Raw genomic sequence first — 20,007 nt, forward strand, 5'->3', positions numbered from 1 at the left:
GTCGCGGATCGCTCCGGAGCAACTTTCCAAACTTACCCGCTTGCTTCACCCGAGTCAAATCGGCCATCCCGACTCACTTTGCCTGTGGCATTCCGTGTAGTCTTTGCTGGCCAACTCCGGGGAGCAGCGCGGAAATAAACTCTACCACCACTTTTGCGAGGATACAAAGCGGCCCTAAATGAGGGCCGAAAAAGCCCCGGATCCCAAGGATCCGGGGCTTTTTCGAAACACCTGCCGCCGGCGCTAGCTGGCTGGCTTGAAGAAAGCGGCACCCAACGGAGGCAGCGTGACGGTCAACGTCGCCGGTTGGCCGTCCTGCCCCTCGGTCGTGGCGGCGAGCGCACCCTGGTTCAGGACACCGGACCCGCCGTAGCTGGAGTCGTCAGTGTTGAGGACCTCCTGCCAGGCGCCGGCCACAGGAACCCCGAGGGTGTATCCCTGGTGCGGGCCGCCGGAGAAGTTGATGGCGCATACCAGCGGGTTGCCGTCCTTATCCCACCGGATGAACGACAGGACGTTGCGGTCGGCGTCGCCGCCGTTGATCCACTGGAATCCGCCGGGTTCGTTGTCCCGCTCATAGAGTGCGGGGGTCGACGCGTAGAGCTCGTTCAGTTCCTTGGTGAGCAGCTGGACGCCGCGGTGCGCGGGGATTTCAGCCAGGTACCAGTCCAGGCCGTGCTGTTCGGACCATTCAGCTTCCTGGCCGAATTCGGTACCCATGAAGATCAGCTGCTTGCCGGGGTGGGCCCACTGGTACGCGAGGAATGCGCGGAGGTTGGCCAGCTGCTGCCAGCGGTCACCGGGCATCTTCCGGAGCATGGAGCCCTTGCCGTGCACAACTTCGTCGTGGCTGATGGGCAGGAGGAAGTTCTCCGTAAAGGCGTAGACCATCGAGAACGTGACGGTTCCGTGGTGCCACTTGCGGTTTACCGGGTCCTCGGAGGCGTACTTGAGCGAGTCATGCATCCAGCCCATGTTCCATTTCAGGCCGAAGCCCAAGCCGCCAACACTCGTCGGGGCTGTCACCCCGGGGAATGCCGTTGATTCCTCCGCGATCATCACCGCACCCGGGTGGGTCTTGTACACCGTGGCGTTGGCCTCCTGCAGGAAGGAGATCGCTTCAAGGTTCTCGCGGCCGCCATACCTGTTGGGCTGCCACTGCCCTTCTTCACGGGAGTAGTCGAGGTACAACATCGACGCCACAGCATCCACCCGGAGGCCGTCGATGTGGAATTCGTCGAGCCAGTAGAGGGCGTTGGAGACCAGGAAGTTGCGGACTTCCGTCCGGCCGAAGTCGAAGATCAGCGTGCCCCAGTCCGGGTGCTCGCCGAGGTTCGGGTCTGCGTGCTCGTACAGGGCCTCGCCGTCGAACTGGGCAAGGGCCCAGGCATCCTTGGGGAAGTGCGCCGGCACCCAGTCCAGCAGGACGCCGATGCCTGCCTGGTGCAGCGCATCCACGAGGAACCTGAATTCGTCCGGGTGGCCGAACCTTGACGTGGGCGCGAAGTAGGACGTGACCTGGTAGCCCCATGACCCGCCGAAGGGGTGTTCGGCCACTGGCATGAACTCCACGTGGGTGAAACCGAGCCACTTGACGTACTCCACCAGTTCCTTGGCCAGCTCGCGGTAGCCGAGTCCGAGGCGCCAGGAGCCAAGGTGGACCTCGTAGACGCTCATGGGCGAATTGTGCGGATCCCGCTCGGCGCGGGCTGTCATCCACTCCTCGTCTTTGAAGGCGTAGGCCGACTCAACCACCCGTGATGCGGTGAGCGGCGGTACTTCGGTTCCGAATGCCAGGGGATCGGCTTTCTCCACCCAGTGGCCAGCTTTGGTCTTGATTTCAAACTTGTAGCACGCCCCTGCTAAAACGCCCGGGATGAAGAGTTCCCAAACCCCCGACGAGCCCAGCGAACGCATTGAGTTCTCCCGGCCGTCCCACGCGTTGAAGTCGCCCTTGACCCTGACAGCCTGTGCATTGGGCGCCCACACCGCGAACGAGACGCCGTCCACGTCGCCAAGTGCAGACTTGTAATGCTGGACGTGCGCGCCCAGCACTTCCCACAGTTTCTCGTGGCGGCCTTCGCCGATCAGGTGCAGGTCCACCTCCCCGACTGTGGGCAGGTAGTGGTACGGATCGTCCGTCGCCTGCGGGGCCACTCCCTCGTAGGTGACTTCCAGACGATAGTCGGGAACATGGCCCGGCTGAAGGGGGTCGAGCACGACGGCCCACACACCGTTGGATTCGTGCGTCATGGGCACCGAGCCCGCGGCGGTCACAACCGACACAGCCGATGCAAGGTGCTTGACGGTGCGGACGGTGACATGGCCGTGGTCGTCAAGGTGTGCGCCCAGGACGGAGTGCGGGGCGTGATATTCGCCTGATGCCACCTTCGAAAGCGTCTCCGGGTCCACTTGAAGAGGCGCGGGCCGATCTGTACGTGCTGAGCCTGTCATTTTGTTACCTTCCGCTGCGGCTGCGGCTGAAGCGCCGGAGCCTGTACTGCTGAGGAGACGCCGTGAAGCATTTACCGGAATGTCCAGCCATCCGGGCCTGTTGCGCAACTCATAGACAACTTCATACAACGCCTTGTCCAGCCACAATGCCACAAACAAGGGCGAGCCGCGGTCAATGGTCCCGGGCGTAATTTCGCCGTACCCGGCCAGGAACGCTTCGGCGCAGTCGTCCACCCACGAGGCGGGGACGTGGACGCCTTCCCGCTCGCGTTCGGCGGCACCGGCGGCGTAGTCGAAGGACCGCAGCATGCCGACGACGTCGCGCAGCGGCACGTCCGGAAAGTTGCGTTCCGCGATGGGCCTCAGGGGTTCGCCCTCGAAGTCCAGGATGGCCCAGCGTTCGTGCTCCCCCGGGCGCCCCGGCACCTGCAGGATCTGTCCCAGGTGGAGGTCGCCGTGGATCCGCTGCAGTGCGCCGGCGTTGCTGCCTTCAAGCTGATCGAGCAGGCCGGCCAGGGCGTCGTCATACTGCCCGACGGCGGGGCCTGCTTCCGCCCAGGACTGCCGGACGCGCTGGGCTACTCCGGGGGCGATGTCCTTCCCCGGCGCGGATTCCGACGCAAGGCCGAGCGCCTCGGCCAGCCGCCGGTGCACTGTTGCAGTCGCCACGCCGAGGGCATGTGCTTCGGCGGAGAAGTCCGTGCCGGAACTTGCGGCGTCAACGGCCAGCCGCCAGGCGTCGCGGCCGCCGGCCAGGAACTCATGCGCGACGGCGAGTTCGCCTTGAACGGTCCGCGGCCTATCGTCGCCGCCGCCCAGCGGAGCTTGCCACTCCCCCGTGACCCAGCCGAGCGTGGCCGGAACCTCCGACGTCCTTGCCTGCGTCAGGGCAGCGCCGATTTCCACTTCCGGGTTACGTCCTTCGGACAGCACACGGAAGAACTTGACGATCGCCGCAGAGCCGCCGTCGTCCACTATCACCGAACTGTTTGACTGCTCACCGGAGAGGACCTTGACGGTCCCGGTGGCCGTCGGCAGCGGATAGTCGGAAGGCACCAGGTGGCCCACGGCGTTTCCTTCCGCCGAAGTGCCGCCGCTCCGCATCAATTCCAGCCAGGCCGACACGAATACGGGGTCATGGACGCCATCGTAGATCCACCGGCGCCCGCGGGCGTCGCCGCCCTCGCCGACCAGGGCCGCTTCCTTGCCCGGCAGTGGCTCAATCCGGTGGCTGAGCGGGACCTGCACGACGTCGGTGCGGCTGCCGCCGTCGGCCGTGGGATAGGTGACCGCCGCGAGGAACACCTCAATGCCCACCTCGCCGCTGCCATCGTCCAAGCGCACGCCGCCGACAGGAGACAGCGTGAAGTCGCCTGTCTTGACAGGGAACCAGCGCTGGCGCGGGAGCCAGGCCCGGAGCAGTTCAGAGAGGGAGGGGTTGAGCGTGGATTGGGTCATTTCAGCCTTCGATGGACAGGACCGGTAGGGCCTGGGTAAACGGCGACGCCGGGTTGGAGGCGGCCGAGCGAATCCGCAGCCAGAAGAAATCGTGGCTTCCCAGCGTCAGCGTGAGCCGGCCGTCGTCGCCGATGGCCGGGAACGGCTGGCCACCGAAAACGTCGCGGAGGCCGCGGCCGGCATACTGCGGAATCCGCAATGTGGTGGCCACGGGGTGCTGCGACAGGTTGAAGGCGCACAGTATCGACTCGGCGTCCTCGCCCGCCGCGTTGTCAGGGGCCAGTTCCCGCAGGTAGGCCAGGACGACGTCGTGATCTGCTTCGACATGCTTGAAGGCACCCAGCCCGAACGCGGGATGGTTCTTCCGGACGCTAAGGATCTGCCGGGTCCATCTCAGCAGCGACCCGGAATGCGCGGCCTCCGCTTCCACATTGGCCATGCCGTAGTTGTACACGAGCGACTGGATGACCGGCAGGTACAGCTTGCCCGGATCAGCGTGCGAGAAGCCCGCGTTGCGGTCCGGGTTCCACTGCATGGGTGTGCGGACGGCGTCGCGGTCTTCGAGCCAGATGTTGTCGCCCATGCCGATTTCATCCCCGTAGTACAGGAAGGGGCTGCCCGGAAGCGAAAGCAGCAGAGCGTTGATCAGCTCGATCTCGGACCGGGAGTTGTCCAGCAGCGGTGCCAGCCGGCGGCGGATACCGATGTTGGCGCGCATGCGGGGGTCCGGCGCATACCAGCCCAGCATGGCCGCGCGTTCGTCGGCGGTGACCATTTCCAGGGTGAGCTCGTCGTGGTTCCGCAGGAACGTGCCCCACTGGGCGCCCTCCGGAATGTCCGGCGTTTCCTTCATCGTCTCGATGATGGGTGCCGCTTTCTGGTCCCGCAGCGCGTAGTAGAGCCGCGGCATGATGGGGAAGTGGAAGGCCATGTGGCATTCGGGTTCCTCTTCGGTCCCGAAGTACTCCACCACCTCGACCGGCGGCTGGTTGGCCTCGGCGATGATGACCCTGCCGGGGTAGTTCTCGTCCACCATTTTCCGCAGTGCCCGCAGGAAATCGTGAGTGGCGGGCAGGTTTTCGCAGTTGGTCCCCTCTTCCTCGAAGAGGTACGGGATAGCGTCCGCGCGGAAGCCGTCAATGCCCTGGTCCAGCCAGAACCGGACGACGTCGAAAAGGGCGTCGATGACCTTGGGGTTCTCAAAGTTCAGGTCAGGCTGGTGGCTGAAGAACCGGTGCCAGAAGAACTGCCGCCGGATGGGATCGAAGGTCCAGTTGGATTCCTCCGTGTCCACGAAGATGATGCGGGCATCCTGGTACTTCTCGTCCGTGTCGCTCCAGACATAGAAGTCACCGAAGGGCCCGTCGGGGTCCTTGCGGGACTCCTGGAACCACGGGTGCTGGTCCGACGTGTGGTTCAGCGGCAGGTCGATGATCACACGGACGCCGCGGGCGTGGGCTTCGGCAACCAGCCGCTTGAAGTCGCTGATGGTGCCGAATTCGTCCAGGACCGAGTTGTAGTCCGAGATGTCATAGCCGCCGTCGCGGAGCGGAGACTGGAAGAACGGCGGCAGCCACAGGCAGTCGACGCCGAGCCACTGGAGGTAGTCCAGTTTCTCGATGAGCCCGTGGAAGTCGCCGGAACCGTCACCGTTTCCGTCAGCAAAGCCGCGGACCAGGACTTCGTAGAACACTGCTTTGCGGTACCACAGGGGATCGTGTTGCAGACCGGGGGCGTTGAGTTCGAATGTGCCCTTGGGGGTGAAATGCTGGCTCGGGTTCTGCGGACTGAAACTCACGTATGCTACCTCCGGATGTTCAGGATGTGTGCCGGCTCCACGTGGGCATCAAGCCGCACGTAGTTGTATTCGCCCCATTCCCAGCTCTCGCCGGTCAGCAAATCATCCACCCTGAAGCCGCCGTTGTGCGTCAGGTCCGCCGGGTCGAGTTCGAGTGCCGCCAGATCCAGGGAGACGGTGCTCTCGCGGGTGCTGTGCGGATCCACGTTCACCACGATGATCAGGGTGTCCTTGGTGCCGTCCGGCAGCGTCTTGTGCTTTGAGTAGACAATCGTGGCGTCGTCGGTGCTGTGGTGCAGCGTCAGGTTCTGCAAGTCCCCCAGCGCCGGGTGGGTGTGGCGGATTTCATTGAGCCTCGTCAGGTACGGGGCGAGGGTCCGGCCGGATTCGGCAGCGGCGTCCCAGTCCCGTGCCTTGTATTCGAATTTTTCGTTGTCGATGTATTCCTCGGCGCCGGGCCGGGCCACATGTTCGTAGAGTTCGTAGCCGGCATAGACGCCCCACAGCGGGCTGGCTGTCGCTGCGAGCGCGGCACGGATCTTGAAGGCGGCCGGACCGCCGAACTGAAGGTACTCGGTAAGGATGTCCGGGGTGTTCACGAAGAAGTTCGGACGGAAATAGGCCGGGGACTTCTGGCTGACCTCGGTGAAGTACTCCTCCAGTTCCTTCTTGGTGTTCCGCCAGGTGAAGTACGTGTAGGACTGCTGGAAACCGGCACGTCCCAGGGCGTGCATCATGGCCGGGCGGGTGAAAGCCTCGGCGAGGAAAACGACGTCGGGGTGCTTCTTGTTGACCTTGGCGATCAGCCACTCCCAGAACCACACCGGCTTGGTGTGCGGGTTGTCCACGCGGAAGATCTTGACGCCATGGCTGACCCAGAGCAGCACGATCCGGAGGATTTCCTTGGACAGGCCTTCGGGATCGTTGTCGAAGTTCAGCGGGAAGATGTCCTGGTATTTCTTCGGCGGGTTCTCCGCGTAGGCAATGCTGCCGTCCACGCGTGTCGTGAACCATTCCGGGTTCGACGTCACCCAGGGGTGGTCCGGAGCCGCCTGAAGCGCCAGGTCCAGGGCAACCTCAAGGCCGAGCTCCCGGGCCCGGGCCACGAACGCGTCGAAGTCCTCGAACGTGCCGAGGTCCGGATGGATGGCGTCATGTCCGCCCTCCTTGGCACCGATGGCCCAGGGGGAGCCGGGATCGTGCGGTCCGGCAATAAGCGTGTTGTTGGGCCCCTTGCGGTGCTGGATGCCGATCGGGTGGATGGGCGGCATGTAGATGACGTCGAAGCCCATTTCAGCGACGGCGTCGAGCCGCTTGGCTGCCGTCTGGAAGGTGCCGGACTGCCACTCGCCGGTTGCGTGGTTGCGGACGGCTCCCTCCGAACGGGGGAAGAATTCGTACCAGGCCCCGCGGCCGGCCAGATCGCGTTCCACCAAGAGGGGGAAACGCTCCGAAACCGTGACGAGTTCACGGATGGGCTGGCGGGCGACGACGTCCGTCACCTCTGTTCCGAACCCGGCGGCGAGCCGCTCCTCAGGGGACAGCGAGGTGTCGGACAGGACGACGACGGCGGTCCGGAGCGTCCGCCTGTCGGCGGAGGGGCGGGCCGGGTCTTCCGCGGCCTGGGACAGCAGTGCCGCGCCTTCGGCCAGCATCAGTTCGACGTCGATGCCCGCCTCGACCTTGACCTCGGCGTTGTGGTGCCAGGTCCCGTACCGGTCATGCCAGGCTTCAATGGCAAACGACCAGTTGCCCGTGGCGGCAGGCGTAATGATGCCCTCCCAGCGGTCCGTGCCCTTTCCGCGGTCACCGCGCGGCGGGGCCAGCCTGACACGCTGGCGTTCCTTGCCCTTCGGATCGAACAGCACCGCGCTGACGCCGAGCTGGTCGTGTCCTTCGCGGAATACGGTCGCTCCTACGACGAGCCCTTCACCCGGCAGCGCCTTCGCCGGAAACGTCCCTCCGTCCACGACGGGCTGCACGGCAGTGATCGGGAACCGGCCAAAACGCAGGCCTTCCGTGATCAGGGCCTTAGGCTTTTTGCTGGATCCGGCACTGGTTCGCGTATTAGTCGTCACAAACTCGACGTTATCGAGAAATCCCCCGTTTTGCTAAGGGAACTTCCGTTTTTCTCCGAGCAATCCGTCATTTACCTAAAAGAAACCAAAACCTGTTCCTGCGGCCCATCTTGTCCGTTAGTGTGACGCAGGTGAAGGCTATCCGCAGATTTACTGTCCGAACCGTACTTCCGGAATCTATCCGGCCGCTGGCCCGATTGGCCACTAACCTGCGGTGGTCGTGGCACCGCCCCACCAGGGAGCTTTTTGAGGGACTGAACCCCGCAATTTGGGACGAGAGCGCCCATGATCCCGTAAGTTTCCTCGGCTTGGTGAGCCGCGAGGAGCTGCAGCGGCTGGCCGCGGACCAGGACGTCGTCCGGCGCGTGCACGCTGCCGCTGAAGACCTGGACCGTTACCTGGACCAGCCCCGCTGGTACCAGGGCCTGGGTGATGATGCCCCGTCCTGTATCGCCTACTTCTCACCGGAATTCGGAATCACCGAAGTTTTGCCGCAATATTCCGGTGGCCTGGGAATTCTGGCGGGCGACCACCTTAAGGCTGCATCGGACCTCGGCGTGCCGCTCATCGGCGTCGGCCTGCTTTACCAGGCAGGCTATTTCAAGCAGTCCCTGTCCAGGGACGCGTGGCAGCAGGAAACGTACCCGGTCCTCGACCCGGACGGCCTCCCGCTGACACTCCTCCGGGAGGACGCCCCCGACGGCAACGGCAAACCCATCCAGATCTCGCTGCCGCTCCCCCACGGCCGCCGGCTGCTGGCACACATCTGGCGTGCCGACGTCGGGCGTGTCCCGCTGTTGCTGCTCGATTCAAACGTGCCGGGCAACGACGACGCCGCCCGCAGCATCACCGACCGGCTCTATGGCGGCGGCGGTGACCACCGCCTCCAGCAGGAACTGCTGCTGGGCATGGGCGGAGTGAAGGCGCTGCGCGTTTACCAGCACCTGACGGGGTGCGCGGCACCGGAGGTGTTCCACACCAACGAGGGCCACGCCGGTTTCCTCGGCGTTGAGCGCATCCAGGAACTAATGTCGTCGGACAGCCCGCTGACCTGGGAGGAAGCCCTCGCGGCGGGCCGTGCCTCCACGGTCTTCACGACGCACACTCCGGTCCCGGCAGGCATCGACCGGTTCGAGGTGTCCCAGATCCAGCACTTCTTCGAGGCCGGACTCGCTCCCGACGTTCCGGTGTCCCGGATCCTGGACCTGGGCCGCGAGAACTTTGCAGACGGCAATCCCGCAGTGTTCAACATGGCCGTGATGGGGTTGCGGCTGGCACAGCGGGCCAACGGTGTGGCGAAGCTCCACGGCGTGGTGTCCCGCGGGATGTTCTCGGCCCTCTGGCCGGGATTCGACCACTCGGAAGTTCCCATCACCTCCGTGACCAACGGAGTGCACGTCCCCACCTGGGTGGACAGCCGTGTCTCCAAGCTGGCCCGTGACCAGTTCGGTGCCGAGGCGGAAGCCACGGGCCGCTGGGACCTCGCCTACAACGTCAGCGACGAGGACGTCTGGGCGCTCCGCCGGGAAATGCGGGTCTCGCTCGTGGAGGACGTCCGCAAGCGCCTTCGCGCGGCGTGGAAGAAGCGCGGGGCGGCAGACGCCGAGCTCGGTTGGACCGACTCCGTGCTGGACCCGGACGTCCTCACCATCGGCTTCGCCCGGCGTGTGCCCACGTACAAGCGGCTTACCTTGATGCTCCGGGAACCCGCCCGGCTCAAGGCCCTGCTGCTGCACGAGACACACCCGATCCAGCTCGTGATTGCCGGCAAGTCCCACCCCGCGGACGATGCCGGCAAGAAGATGATCCAGGACCTGGTCCGGTTCACCGACGATCCCGAGGTGCGCCACCGGATCGCGTTCCTGCCCAACTACGACATCGCCATGGCGCGCACGCTCTTCCCCGGCTGCGACGTGTGGCTGAACAATCCGCTGCGCCCGCTGGAAGCCTGCGGCACCTCCGGCATGAAGGCTGCCATCAACGGTTCGCTGAACCTTTCGGTGCTGGACGGCTGGTGGGATGAGATGTACGACGGCGAAAACGGCTGGGCCATCCCCACGGCCAACAACAACGCGTCGCCCGAGGAACGGGATGACATCGAAGCGGCGGCCCTGTACGAGCTGCTCGAAACGCAGGTGGCTCCGCGGTTTTACGGACTCACCGTGTCCGACGGTGCCGGAGCGGCAGGGCCTTCGGAACCCGGACCGCAGAAGGTGCCGACGCACTGGGTATCGATGATCAAGCACACCATGGCGCACCTGGGCCCGGCGGTCTCCGCCGAGCGGATGCTCCACGACTACGTGAACATCCTGTACCGTCCCGCGGCGATCGCCGGGCGCCGGGCCGTCGCGGACAATTTCGCCCAGTCGAAGTCCCTGGCGGCCTGGACGTCACAGATCCGTGCCGCGTGGCCCCAGATCCAGGTGGAGCACGTCGACTCGGTTGGCGTGTCCGAGGACCCGCAGATCGGCGACACCCTGCAGGTGAACGCCTACATCGCGCTTCACAACCTTGATCCGGACGACGTCGCCGTGGAGGTTGCATTCGGCCGCGCCGAGGAAAGCGACGAACTGGCCGACGTCACGGTGGCGGACCTGGTGCCCAAGGAGGACCTCGGCAAGGGGCGCTTCCTCTTCAGCGGTTCGCTGCTGATCGACCGGTCAGGGTCCTTCGGCTACACGGTGCGCGTCCTGCCCAAGCATCCGGCCCTCGCGTCGCGGGCGGAACTTGGACTCATCGTCAACGCCTGATCCGCCGTCGACCGTAACGCTCCCTCACTCAGTTCACAGTGAGGGAGCGTTACGTCTTTAAAAGCGAAAGGTGAGAGAGGGTCCGGTTTTTCGCGACGGGAAGTGAGAGAGGGTCCGGTTATCCGGTTAGAGGCAGACGGTGATCACGGACAGGCTCTTGCCCGCATAGCTCTCCGCGTCCTGCAGGATTTCGCAGATGATGCCGAACGACCGGTCCGAGCGGAAGACGGCGGGCACCTGCCAGATGAACGTCAGCGGCTCCTTGCCATCGTCCGTGACCGTGTCCGCGAAGTCGTGCAGCGAATCGTTGAGTGCATCAAGGTTGACTCCGTAGTGTTCCGGGAAATCCAGGATTTCCCCGAACGTCTGCAGCACTGCTTTCTTGGTATCGGCGGCGGGGATCACCAGGACCCGGCGGCCGGCGTCGGACGCCTGGTCGCGGAGCTCATCAATGGTCCAGGTATCAGCGGAGTAAATCTTCATTCGTGCCTCTATTTGCCTTCCAGAATATGAAAAAAAGATTCGTAGTGGTCCGGCGTGTAGTACTTATCGCCGCTTTCACCCACCACGATCCGGCGGGCGCCCCGGTCCGATTCGCCGGGGGTCCTGACCGTGAATTCTTTGTAGTAGCCGCCCGGTTTCCGGGGCAGCAGTCGCTCAAAGTTGCTGAAGACCGCGCCGTCACGCGAATACGGGTACGGCCCGCCGCGGGCAATCAGGGCCAGCGTCTCCCGCGCCTCCGGCGGCAGGCTGGACGCCGGCACGGCTTCCAGGCCGGAACCGTCGACGGCGGGCGCGGACGCCGCCGTCGAACGCCCGGGCGCGGAGGCCGCCGTCGAGCCCGCGGGAACGGGCGGGCTGACCAGGCCCTCCTGCGTGCTGGACAGCACCATGCCCAGGCCGACCACCAGCACCAGGACCGCGGCCAGCGCCAGGAGCCTCCCGATCCCCCTCATGACGTCCCCATCTGCTGAACCCTACGTGCGGTAGATACTGATGGTGTTGGACTGCGCCACGTCGCGTTCGCCGGCGGCTACCCTGACCCCTTGACGGCGGTCATGGAGTTCGGAGGTGGTCAATCGAAGTTCGAACAATCGCTTGCCCGTGCCGTCGTCGTTACTGACGTCGGGCAGGGTGATTTTAATGTCGTGGGCGCTGCCGTTCACCACCACGAGTCCGTCCACCTGGCCGTCGTCCGAGCCCAGCAGCAGCTGGACCACGCGGTGTTGCGGATCGTTCCACTGGTCCATGGACATGGGCTTGCCGTGCTCGTCGAACCAGTGCAGGTAGGCCTGCTTGTCCCGGGAAGGATAGTGGTGCGGCTGGCCCGCCAGGAACTCCTTCCGGAGCCGGATGACCCGCTTGGTGCTCCGGAGCATGGCGTGGGATTCCGGTGTGCTGGTCCAGTCCAGCCAGGTGATGGGGTTGTCCTGGCAATAAGCGTTGTTGTTGCCCTGCTGTGTCCGGCCGATCTCGTCGCCGGCTGTGATCATGGGGATGCCCATGGAGACCATCAGGGTGGCCATCAGGTTGCGGCTGGTCTGCGCCCGGAGCGCCAGGATTTCCTCGTCTTCAGTCGGTCCCTCGAAGCCGTGGTTGTAGCTGCGGTTATCGCCGTGGCCGTCCCGGTTCTGCTCGCCGTTGGCTTCGTTGTGTTTGCGGTCGTAGGACACGAGGTCAGCCAGGGTGAAACCGTCGTGCGACGTGAAGAAGTTGAGCGATGCCATGCGGGAGCGTCCCGATTCCGCAAAAAGGCCGGCTGAGCCGGAAATGGAATCGGCGAGGCGGGCGACGGAGCCGCCCTGGCCACCTGCGTCGATCGCGGCCCGGTCCCCTACCCAGAACGAGCGCAGCGCGTCGCGGTAGTGGTCGTTCCAGTCCACCCAGCCGGGCGGGAAGCGTCCGGTCTGCCAGCCGCCGTAACCCACATCCCACGGCTCGGCAATCAGTTTGACGGAGGACAGGAGCGGATCCGCGGCAATGGCCACGAGGAAGGGGTGGTGCGGGTCGAAGTCGTTCGCGGCGTTGCGGCAGAGTGTCACCGCAAGGTCGAACCGGAAACCGTCGATGTGGAACTCCTCCACCCAGTACCTCAGCGAGTCGAGGACCAGCTGGACAACGCGGGGGTGGCCGAAGTTCAGGCTGTTGCCGCATCCGGTGGTGTCGATGTACCGGCCGTGGCCGTCGTTCCGGTAGTACTGCTTCTCCCCCAGCCCGCGGAAGCTGAGCGTCTGGCCGTCAGGACCGCCTTCGGCGGTGTGGTTGTACACAACGTCCAGGATGACTTCCAGCCCCGCTGCGTGCAGGAGTTTGACCATGCCTTTGAATTCATCCTGCACTGCCTGCGGGCCGGCCGCCTGGGCGGCCTGGGTGGCGTAGTCAGGATGCGGGGCGAAGAAGGCCGCGGTGTTGTAGCCCCAGTAATTGGTCATGCCCAGGTTCTGGAGATGGGGTTCGTCCAAGTGGAAATGGACAGGCAACAGCTGGACCGAGGTGATGCCCAGTCCCGTGAGGTGCTCAATCATTGCCGGGTGCGCCATCCCGGCGTACGTGCCGCGGAGGTCCTCGGGAATGTCCGGGTGCAGCATGCTTTGGCCGCGGACGTGGGCTTCATAAATGATGGTGTTCCGCCACGAGACGTGCGGGCTGCGGTCCCCGCCCCAGTCGAATCCGCTGGACATGCGCACATTGCTGAGGAACCCGTCGCTCTGATCAACTGCCCGGCCGTAGGGATCCAGCAGCAGCGGCTGCTCGCCGTCGTCGTCAAAAGCCACGGTTGGCACTGACACCGGCAGGGCATCGTCCTCGGACGAGGAGCGGAAGCCGTAACGCGAACCCACCGGGAAGCCGTCCACAATGCCATGGTGGACGTCGTTGGTGATGTTCGGGAGGGTCTTCAGTTGCCACGTTCCGCCCGGCGCGCAGTAGGCGATTTCCAGCGTGGCCACCCCGGGCGCGTAGACCGCGACGTTGGCGCAGGCACTCTGAGGATCGTCCGTTGCCGGGGAGCCCGTGCGCGGAACGCTGATGCCCAGTGGAAACGGCCTGGAGGCGTCCACGGTTGAGGCTGTGTCTAGGAGTGGCATAACCATTGCTTAAATATTAGCTGTGCCACACAAATGTCCGATATTCTCCGCAATGTGTCGGTAAAAGGGCTGGCCTTGTTCAGCGTCCCGTCCCGGGTTGCATACTGAAGTGAGACGCCACGTTGGAGGTAATTGTGCGAGTTGCACTTGCTCAGGTAGTTACAGGCCGCGATATTTCCGCGAATCTGGACATTTTGGAAAATTTCGCCCGCAAGGCGAAAAAAGGCGGCGCTGAATTGGTGGTCTTCCCCGAAGCCACCATGCGCGCATTCGGTAATTCGCTCGTGGATATTGCCGAGCCGCTGGACGGCCCCTGGGCGACCCGGGTGCGCGGCATTGCCGCCGAAATCGGCATCGTGATCGTGGCGGGCATGTTCACCCCGGGGCAGTCAGGTGACGGCTCCGGCGACAGCACGAGGAAAGTGCGCAACACCCTGCTGGCCACCGGTCCGGGCGTGGAGGCCAGCTACGACAAGATCCACCTGTTCGATGCCTTTGGATTCGCCGAATCAGACACCGTGGAGGCCGGTACGCGGGCCGTGACGTTCGAGCTCGGCGGCATCAGTTTCGGCCTGGCCACCTGTTACGACATCCGGTTCCCGGCCTTGTTCACCGCCAATGCCGACCGCGGCGCCGAAGCGAATATCGTGTGCGCTTCCTGGGGATCCGGGCCCGGGAAAGTCGACCAGTGGCGCCTCCTGGCACGCGCCCGCGCCGTGGACACCACCACGTATGTGCTGGCCTGCGGCCAGGGCGATCCTGCCACCGAAGGCATCGAAACCAAAGGCTCCGCGCCCACCGGTGTGGGGCACTCCGCTGTCGTGTCCCCGCTCGGTGAGGTCCTGGCAGAGCTCGACGGCGGGACCGGGCTGCTGTTCGCTGACCTGGACCCCGCCGTCGTCAAGGAAGCCCGGGCAAAGCTGCCGGTCCTGGCCAACCGCCACACGTTCTAAAAACCAGCAACGCTCTCTCACCTTTCGCCACAAAAACAGCAACGCTCTATCACCAGGTGATAGAGCGTTGCTGTTTGACCCGCAGGAAATGAGAGAGCGTTCCGGGGGGGCGACAGAGCGTTGGGCGGCCGTGCCGCCCTCCGAAAGCCTACTTAGCTGAGCGCTGCCTGGAGACTTCGTACAGGGAAATGCCGACGGCCATGGAGGCGTTGAGCGATTCCATGGCGGAGTCGATCGGGATGGAGACGATCTGGTCGCAGTTTTCGCGGACCAGGCGGCTCAGGCCCTTGCCCTCGGAACCAACCACGATGCACACGGGTTCCTTGGCCAGGCTGAGGTCCGGCAGCGACACGTCGCCGTCGCCGTCCAGGCCGAGCACGTAAATGCCCATGTTCTTGAACGCCTTGAGGGTGTTGTTCAGGTTGGCGGCACGTGCCACCGGAACCCGGACTGCTGCGCCGGCGCTGGTCTTCCAGGCTGAGGCAGTGACGCCGACTGAGCGTCGTTCCGGAACGATGACGCCGTGACCGCTGAAAGCCGATACGGACCGGATGATCGCGCCGAGGTTGCGCGGGTCCGTGATGCCGTCCAGGGCGACGAAGAGCGGCGCGTTGGACACGTGGCCCTTCTTCCAGGCCTCCACGGTTTCCTCGGCGAGCTCGTACGCGTCCTGGTACTCGTACGGTGGAATCTGCAGCACAAGGCCCTGGTGGATGGCGTCGTCCGTCATCCGGTCCAGCTCGGGCTTGCCCGTTTCCATCAGCGGAATGCCGCGTTCGGCCGCAAGCTTCAGGGACTCCTTGACGCGGTCGTCCATTTCGATGCGGATGGCAACGTGGAGGGCCTTGGCCGGGATTCCGGCGCGCAGCGCTTCAACAACGGAGTTTCGTCCCGTGACGACTTCCTCCGTGGCACGGCCCTTCGGGCCTGAGCGGGCGCCGGCGCCGCGGGGTGCGCCCGGACGCTTGGCGGCGGACCGCTCGGCGAGCTGCTTGTTCTTGTGGGCCTTGTGGTACGGGCGGTCCTCCGCCTTGGGAGTGGGGCCCTTGCCCTCGAGGGCCTTGCGGCCGTGGCCACCCGTTCCGATGGTGGGGCCCTTCTTCGCTTTGACCGACCGGCGACCGTTGTTGGCCATGAGTTTCACCCTTGCTTTGTTGAGTAAGTCTGACCTCCAGTCTACTTACTCAGGTTAAATCGCCCGCCCGGGGCCCGCCCGACGCTCTGTTGTCACCCTGCGGGGCATCCTGCCTGCCGCGGCTCAGCCGCGTTTGAGGCTCCAGCTGGCACCGTCCGGGCCGTCCTCCACCAAGACGCCCGCCGCCGCGAGGGTGTCCCGGATGGCGTCGGACGCCGCCCAGTCCTTGGTGGCCCGCGCCTGTGCCCGGGCGCCAAGCTGGGCTTCGATGAGGACGCCCAGGGCTGTGTCCGCCTGGTCGTCCCGGGCGGGCGCCGCGACGTCGTTGAGGCCCAGGACGCGCAGCATGTCGGTGACGGAATGCAGGGCAGCGCTGGCCGCCGCGTTGTCGCCGGCGGTGAGGGCGGTGTTCCCGGCACGCACGGTGTCGTGCAGGGCAGCCAGCGCCTGCGGAACGTTCAGGTCGTCGTCCATGGCCGCGGCGAAGGCGTCCGGCACTTGGCCGTGGCTGCCGAACAGGAGGCCGGCCGCGCCGGAACCAACGCTGTCGGACAAGGTACGCACTGCGCGGGCGATGAACCCGTCAATCCGCTCCATGGCGGCCGCCGCTTCCTGCAGCGACGTGGGCTGGTAGTCCAGGACCGAGCGATACTGCGCCTGGCCGAGGTAGTACCGGACCACGCGCGGCGAGGCGAGCTCCAGCATTTCCGCGGGGCTGACGGTGTTGCCGATGGACTTGGACATCTTCTCGCCCTGGTAGGTCACCATGCCGTTGTGCATCCAGAAGTTGGCGAAGGCGTGGCCGGCCGCCTGGGACTGGGCCATCTCGTTCTCATGGTGCGGGAAGCGGAGGTCCAGGCCGCCGCCGTGGATGTCGAACTCGGTGCCAAGGTATTTGGTGACCATGGCCGAGCACTCCAGGTGCCAGCCCGGACGCCCGGTGCCCCAGGGCGAAACCCAGCTCGCCGTCGTCGGCTCGCCTTCCTTATGCCCCTTCCACAGCGCAAAGTCCCGCGGGTCCTTCTTGCCCCGGGGGTCGGCGTCGGGAGCTCCCTGCATGTCATCGATTTTTTGGCGCGTGAGCGACCCGTAGCGGTTCCAGGAGCGGACGTCGAAATAGACGTCGCCGGAATCGTCGAGGGCAGGGTAGGCGTGGCCGCGGTCGATGAGTTGCTGGATCAGTGCATGCATCTCCGGAATGTGACCTGTGGCGCGCGGCTCGTAGGTGGGTCGGGACACGCCCAGGGTGTCGTAGGCCTTGAGGAACGCCTGCTCGTAGCGGTAGGCCAGTGCCCACCACTCCTCTTCGCGGATGTCGTCCGGGCCTTCCTCGAAGTCCTGTTCAAAGGAGAGGGCGGACTTGGCGAGGATCTTGTCGTCGATGTCGGTGACGTTGCGGACCACCGTCACGCGGAAACCGCGGTATTCCAGCCAGCGGGTGAGCTGGTCAAAGGCAATGGCGGACCGGATGTGCCCCACGTGCGGCAGGCCCTGCACCGTCGCACCGCAGTAGTACAGGCTCACCTTGCCCGGGATCAGGGGGACGAAGTCGCGGACTTCGGCGGATGCTGTGTCGTAAAAGCGCAGGGTCACCGCTCCAGATTAGCCGATGGCCTTCGCGCCGGGGCCCACCGCGGGCTATTTGCAGACTTCGCCGATCTTGTTGTTCTGCTCGCTCAGCTGCGCAGTCTGTTCGGCGCTCTTGGTACCCAGCGAAGTGCTTGCGACCTTCTTCATGATGTCGGCCATTTTCTGGATGGGCTCGGCAACCTCGGGGGCGACCTTGTCCGCCACTTCCTGGTAATGCTTGGCGATCTGGTCAGCCTGCTGCTGCTGGTTTCCGGTTGGCACGAACGTGTCCCCGTTGAGGAATTTACAGCTTTCCTCGACGCTCATCTTCGGCGTGCCGCAGCCGCTCAGCAGCAACCCTGCAACGAGTACGACGGCGGCAATCGGCTTCTTCACGAGGGTTCTCCTGGGTGTTCGGCTGAGGAATGGATCCCTTAAGCCTAGGCGAAACGCGCGCTCCGCCTCAGCCCGCCCGGTACACCAGTGCTGTGGCGAGGGCCGAGATGCCTTCGCCGCGGCCGGTGAAGCCGAGGCCGTCGCTGGTGGTGGCGCTGACGCTGACGGGCGCACCCGCCGCCGCGGTGAGGACCGCCTGGGACTCCTCCCGGCGGGGACCGAATTTTGGCCTGTTGCCTACGAACTGCACGGCGATGTTGCCGATCTCGAAGCCTTCCGTCCGGACAATGCGGGCAGCCTCGGCCAGGAGGGTCACTCCGGAGGCACCCGCGAATTCGGGCCGGTCCGTGCCGAAGTGCGTGCCGAGATCCCCGATCCCGGCGGCCGAAAAGAGTGCGTCAGCTGCCGCGTGGGCTACCGGATCGCCGTCGGAGTGTCCGGCCAGGCCCTGCTGGCCCTCCCACAGCAGTCCGCCGAGCCACAACTGCCGCGGGTTGTCTTCGGAAGCGAAGGCGTGGACATCGATGCCGATTCCGGTCCTGGGAATGATGGGAGCCGCCATGGTCAGCCTTCCACCCAGCGTGCGCCCAGGGGACCTTCCAGGAGGCCCTCCGCAATGATGAGGTCCAAGGGAGTGGTGATCTTCAGTGACTGGCTGGCGCCGCGGACGGCATGGACCGGAACGCCCAGGCGTTCCACCAGCATGGCGTCATCGGTGATGGCGGCGGCCTGGGCTTCGTCGAACCCTGCCACCTCCCGGTGCGCCTTCAGCAGCGTGGCAAGGTCGAATCCCTGCGGCGTCTGCACGGCCCGGAGCTTCTCCCGCGGCGCCGTGCCCACGACTACCTCCGGCGCGATCCGGGCATCTTCGTCCGTCGTCGCTTCCACGGTCTTGACGGTGTCCACCACGGGTATCACCGGGATGACTGCCAGGGCGCCTGCCGCCAGGGAGTCGACCACACGGTGGAAAACGGACTCGGGCGTCAGGGCGCGCGCGGCGTCGTGGACCAGCACCGCCTGGGTGCCGTCTTCCAGCGCCTCCAATGCGGACCGCACGGAGTCGGCCCGCGTCGCGCCGCCGTCGACGACCGTCAGCAGCGGCCCGCCGTCGACGAGTTCGGCCTTGAAGTCATCGCACATGCGCCGCAGTGCGCTATCGCCGGCCGGCAGGGCGATGCAGACCTGCTGCGCGACGCCGGACGCCACTATCCCGCGAAGGGCATGCATCAGGATGGGCTCTCCGCCGAGGGGAACCCTGGCCTTGGGCATGCCGTAACCAAGCCGCTGCCCTGATCCGGCCGCCACCAGCACGACGGCGACGACGGGGCTGACGGCGCGGGCCCCGGCCTCCGGCCCGGATCCGGCCGAAAATTCTGTTGCACTCATGGGCACAACACTACGTGCCTGCGCGCATGCGGCGCCCGGCAAAATCCCGGCATTCTCCTAAAAAAGGGCAAAAAGAAACCCCGGCGGCCGTTGAGCCACCGGGGTTCAATTCTTAGGAAGCCAAGACTTCGTCGAGAACGCTTGCAGCCTTCTCTTCATCCGTCTTTTCAGCCAGCGCCAGTTCTGAAATCAGAATCTGGCGGGCCTTGGCCAGCATACGCTTCTCACCTGCGGAAAGGCCGCGGTCGTGATCACGGCGCCACAGGTCACGAACGACCTCTGCCACCTTGATGACGTCCCCGGAAGCAAGCTTCTCCAGATTTGCCTTGTAACGACGCGACCAGTTGGTAGGCTCTTCAGTGAACTCGGCCCGCAGCACGTCAAAGACATGCTCCAAACCTTCTTTGCCCACTACGTCACGAACACCAACCAGGTCAACGTTCTCTGCTGGAACTTCAATGGTCAGATCACCCTGAGCCACCTTGAGCTTGAGATACATCTTCTCTTCGCCCTTGATAGTGCGCATCTTGATTTCTTCAATTTTTGCTGCACCGTGGTGAGGGTAAACTACTGTCTCGCCGACCTCAAAAACCATGTGGACTTTCCCCTTTCCCGCAGACCAGTTTATCACGATTCAGGCATACAACTGGCACGGATCGGGGCCGCGAACCGCGGAAATACAAGGAAAATGGGGCCAATCGACCCCCTTCAACCCCTTGACGGATGCGGATATTAGTGCATGAGGAAGGCTGTGCCAAGGGCGGGTCCGGCCAGTCGCCGGCCGGGTTCCGGCACGCCCGGCCATGCAGTGAGCGGCCGGGAGGGGACTGCTTTCCGGACGTGAATGTGTACTGCCCGAATCCTTGTTTGAGACCGCAAGAGGATAGGCTATGGCTGAATAATGTTTCAAGACTCTCAAGGAGTGCGTGACGTGCGTTTCACTG

Annotated in this window: 14 protein-coding genes; 2 read left to right on the forward strand and 12 right to left on the reverse strand. The window is 64.9% G+C overall.

Going from position 1 to position 20,007, the window contains the following annotated elements; all coding sequences use genetic code 11:
• Positions 1-243 precede the first annotated feature (243 nt).
• The 3 genes from BS38_RS0111905 to BS38_RS0111915 are packed head-to-tail and all read right to left on the reverse strand — an operon-like array spanning position 244 to position 7,788.
• The gene (locus tag BS38_RS0111905) at positions 244-3,912 is read right to left on the reverse strand and encodes a 1,4-alpha-glucan branching enzyme (RefSeq protein WP_028271011.1); all 3,669 of its coding nucleotides are present in this window, start codon (positions 3,910-3,912) and stop codon (positions 244-246) included.
• 1 nt (position 3,913) lies between these two features.
• Positions 3,914-5,710 carry a maltose alpha-D-glucosyltransferase gene (gene treS, locus BS38_RS0111910; RefSeq protein ID WP_028271012.1) on the reverse strand — a complete coding sequence of 599 codons (1,797 nt, stop codon included), beginning with the start codon at positions 5,708-5,710 and terminating at the stop codon, positions 3,914-3,916.
• Positions 5,711-5,715: 5 nt separating this feature from the next.
• The gene (locus BS38_RS0111915) at positions 5,716-7,788 is read right to left on the reverse strand and encodes an alpha-1,4-glucan--maltose-1-phosphate maltosyltransferase (protein WP_051628869.1); all 2,073 of its coding nucleotides are present in this window, start codon (positions 7,786-7,788) and stop codon (positions 5,716-5,718) included.
• 131 nt (positions 7,789-7,919) lie between these two features.
• On the opposite strand from BS38_RS0111915, the gene glgP reads away from it, so the two are divergent.
• Positions 7,920-10,538, forward strand: coding sequence for an alpha-glucan family phosphorylase (glgP, locus tag BS38_RS0111920; RefSeq protein WP_197024938.1), 2,619 nt, complete (start codon positions 7,920-7,922; stop codon positions 10,536-10,538).
• 126 nt (positions 10,539-10,664) lie between these two features.
• On the opposite strand, the gene BS38_RS0111925 is transcribed toward glgP, so the two are convergent.
• From BS38_RS0111925 to glgX, 3 genes are read right to left on the reverse strand one after another with little or no spacing between them, the layout of a single operon-like run.
• Positions 10,665-11,021: a barstar family protein gene (locus tag BS38_RS0111925; RefSeq protein ID WP_028271015.1), complete on the reverse strand. Its 357-nt coding sequence runs from the start codon at positions 11,019-11,021 to the stop codon at positions 10,665-10,667.
• Between the two features lie 8 nt (positions 11,022-11,029).
• The gene (locus tag BS38_RS0111930; protein WP_028271016.1) at positions 11,030-11,494 is read right to left on the reverse strand and encodes a ribonuclease domain-containing protein; all 465 of its coding nucleotides are present in this window, start codon (positions 11,492-11,494) and stop codon (positions 11,030-11,032) included.
• 21 nt (positions 11,495-11,515) lie between these two features.
• Entirely contained in the window at positions 11,516-13,630 is a 2,115-nt protein-coding gene (gene glgX, locus BS38_RS0111935) for a glycogen debranching protein GlgX (RefSeq protein ID WP_028271017.1), read from the reverse strand.
• 128 nt (positions 13,631-13,758) lie between these two features.
• Here glgX and BS38_RS0111940 point away from each other — a divergent pair, with 128 nt between their 5' ends.
• A complete protein-coding gene (locus BS38_RS0111940) occupies positions 13,759-14,577 on the forward strand; it encodes a carbon-nitrogen hydrolase family protein (protein WP_028271018.1) in 819 nt (272 codons plus the stop codon).
• 148 nt (positions 14,578-14,725) lie between these two features.
• Here BS38_RS0111940 and rlmB read toward each other — a convergent pair whose 3' ends face one another.
• The 6 genes from rlmB to BS38_RS0111970 form a co-directional block, all read right to left on the reverse strand.
• Positions 14,726-15,712: a 23S rRNA (guanosine(2251)-2'-O)-methyltransferase RlmB gene (gene rlmB / locus BS38_RS0111945; protein ID WP_028271019.1), complete on the reverse strand. Its 987-nt coding sequence runs from the start codon at positions 15,710-15,712 to the stop codon at positions 14,726-14,728.
• Positions 15,713-15,835: 123 nt separating this feature from the next.
• Positions 15,836-17,305 carry a cysteine--tRNA ligase gene (gene cysS / locus BS38_RS0111950; RefSeq protein WP_028271020.1) on the reverse strand — a complete coding sequence of 490 codons (1,470 nt, stop codon included), beginning with the start codon at positions 17,303-17,305 and terminating at the stop codon, positions 15,836-15,838.
• Positions 17,306-17,350: 45 nt separating this feature from the next.
• Complete coding sequence (locus tag BS38_RS0111955) at positions 17,351-17,677, reverse strand: hypothetical protein (RefSeq protein WP_028271021.1); 327 nt, start codon at positions 17,675-17,677, stop codon at positions 17,351-17,353.
• Positions 17,678-17,744: 67 nt separating this feature from the next.
• The gene (ispF, locus tag BS38_RS0111960; protein ID WP_028271022.1) at positions 17,745-18,239 is read right to left on the reverse strand and encodes a 2-C-methyl-D-erythritol 2,4-cyclodiphosphate synthase; all 495 of its coding nucleotides are present in this window, start codon (positions 18,237-18,239) and stop codon (positions 17,745-17,747) included.
• Between the two features lie 2 nt (positions 18,240-18,241).
• Positions 18,242-19,063, reverse strand: a complete 822-nt coding sequence (ispD, locus tag BS38_RS0111965) for a 2-C-methyl-D-erythritol 4-phosphate cytidylyltransferase (protein WP_051628870.1) — start codon at positions 19,061-19,063, stop codon at positions 18,242-18,244.
• A 112-nt stretch (positions 19,064-19,175) separates the two neighbouring features.
• Positions 19,176-19,658 (reverse strand): CarD family transcriptional regulator, encoded by a 483-nt coding sequence (locus tag BS38_RS0111970; RefSeq protein WP_011690592.1) that lies wholly within the window; start codon positions 19,656-19,658, stop codon positions 19,176-19,178.
• Positions 19,659-20,007: the final 349 nt, after the last annotated feature.

This window comes from Arthrobacter sp. UNC362MFTsu5.1, from assembly GCF_000685965.1.
Taxonomy (GTDB): Bacteria; Actinomycetota; Actinomycetes; order Actinomycetales; family Micrococcaceae; genus Arthrobacter.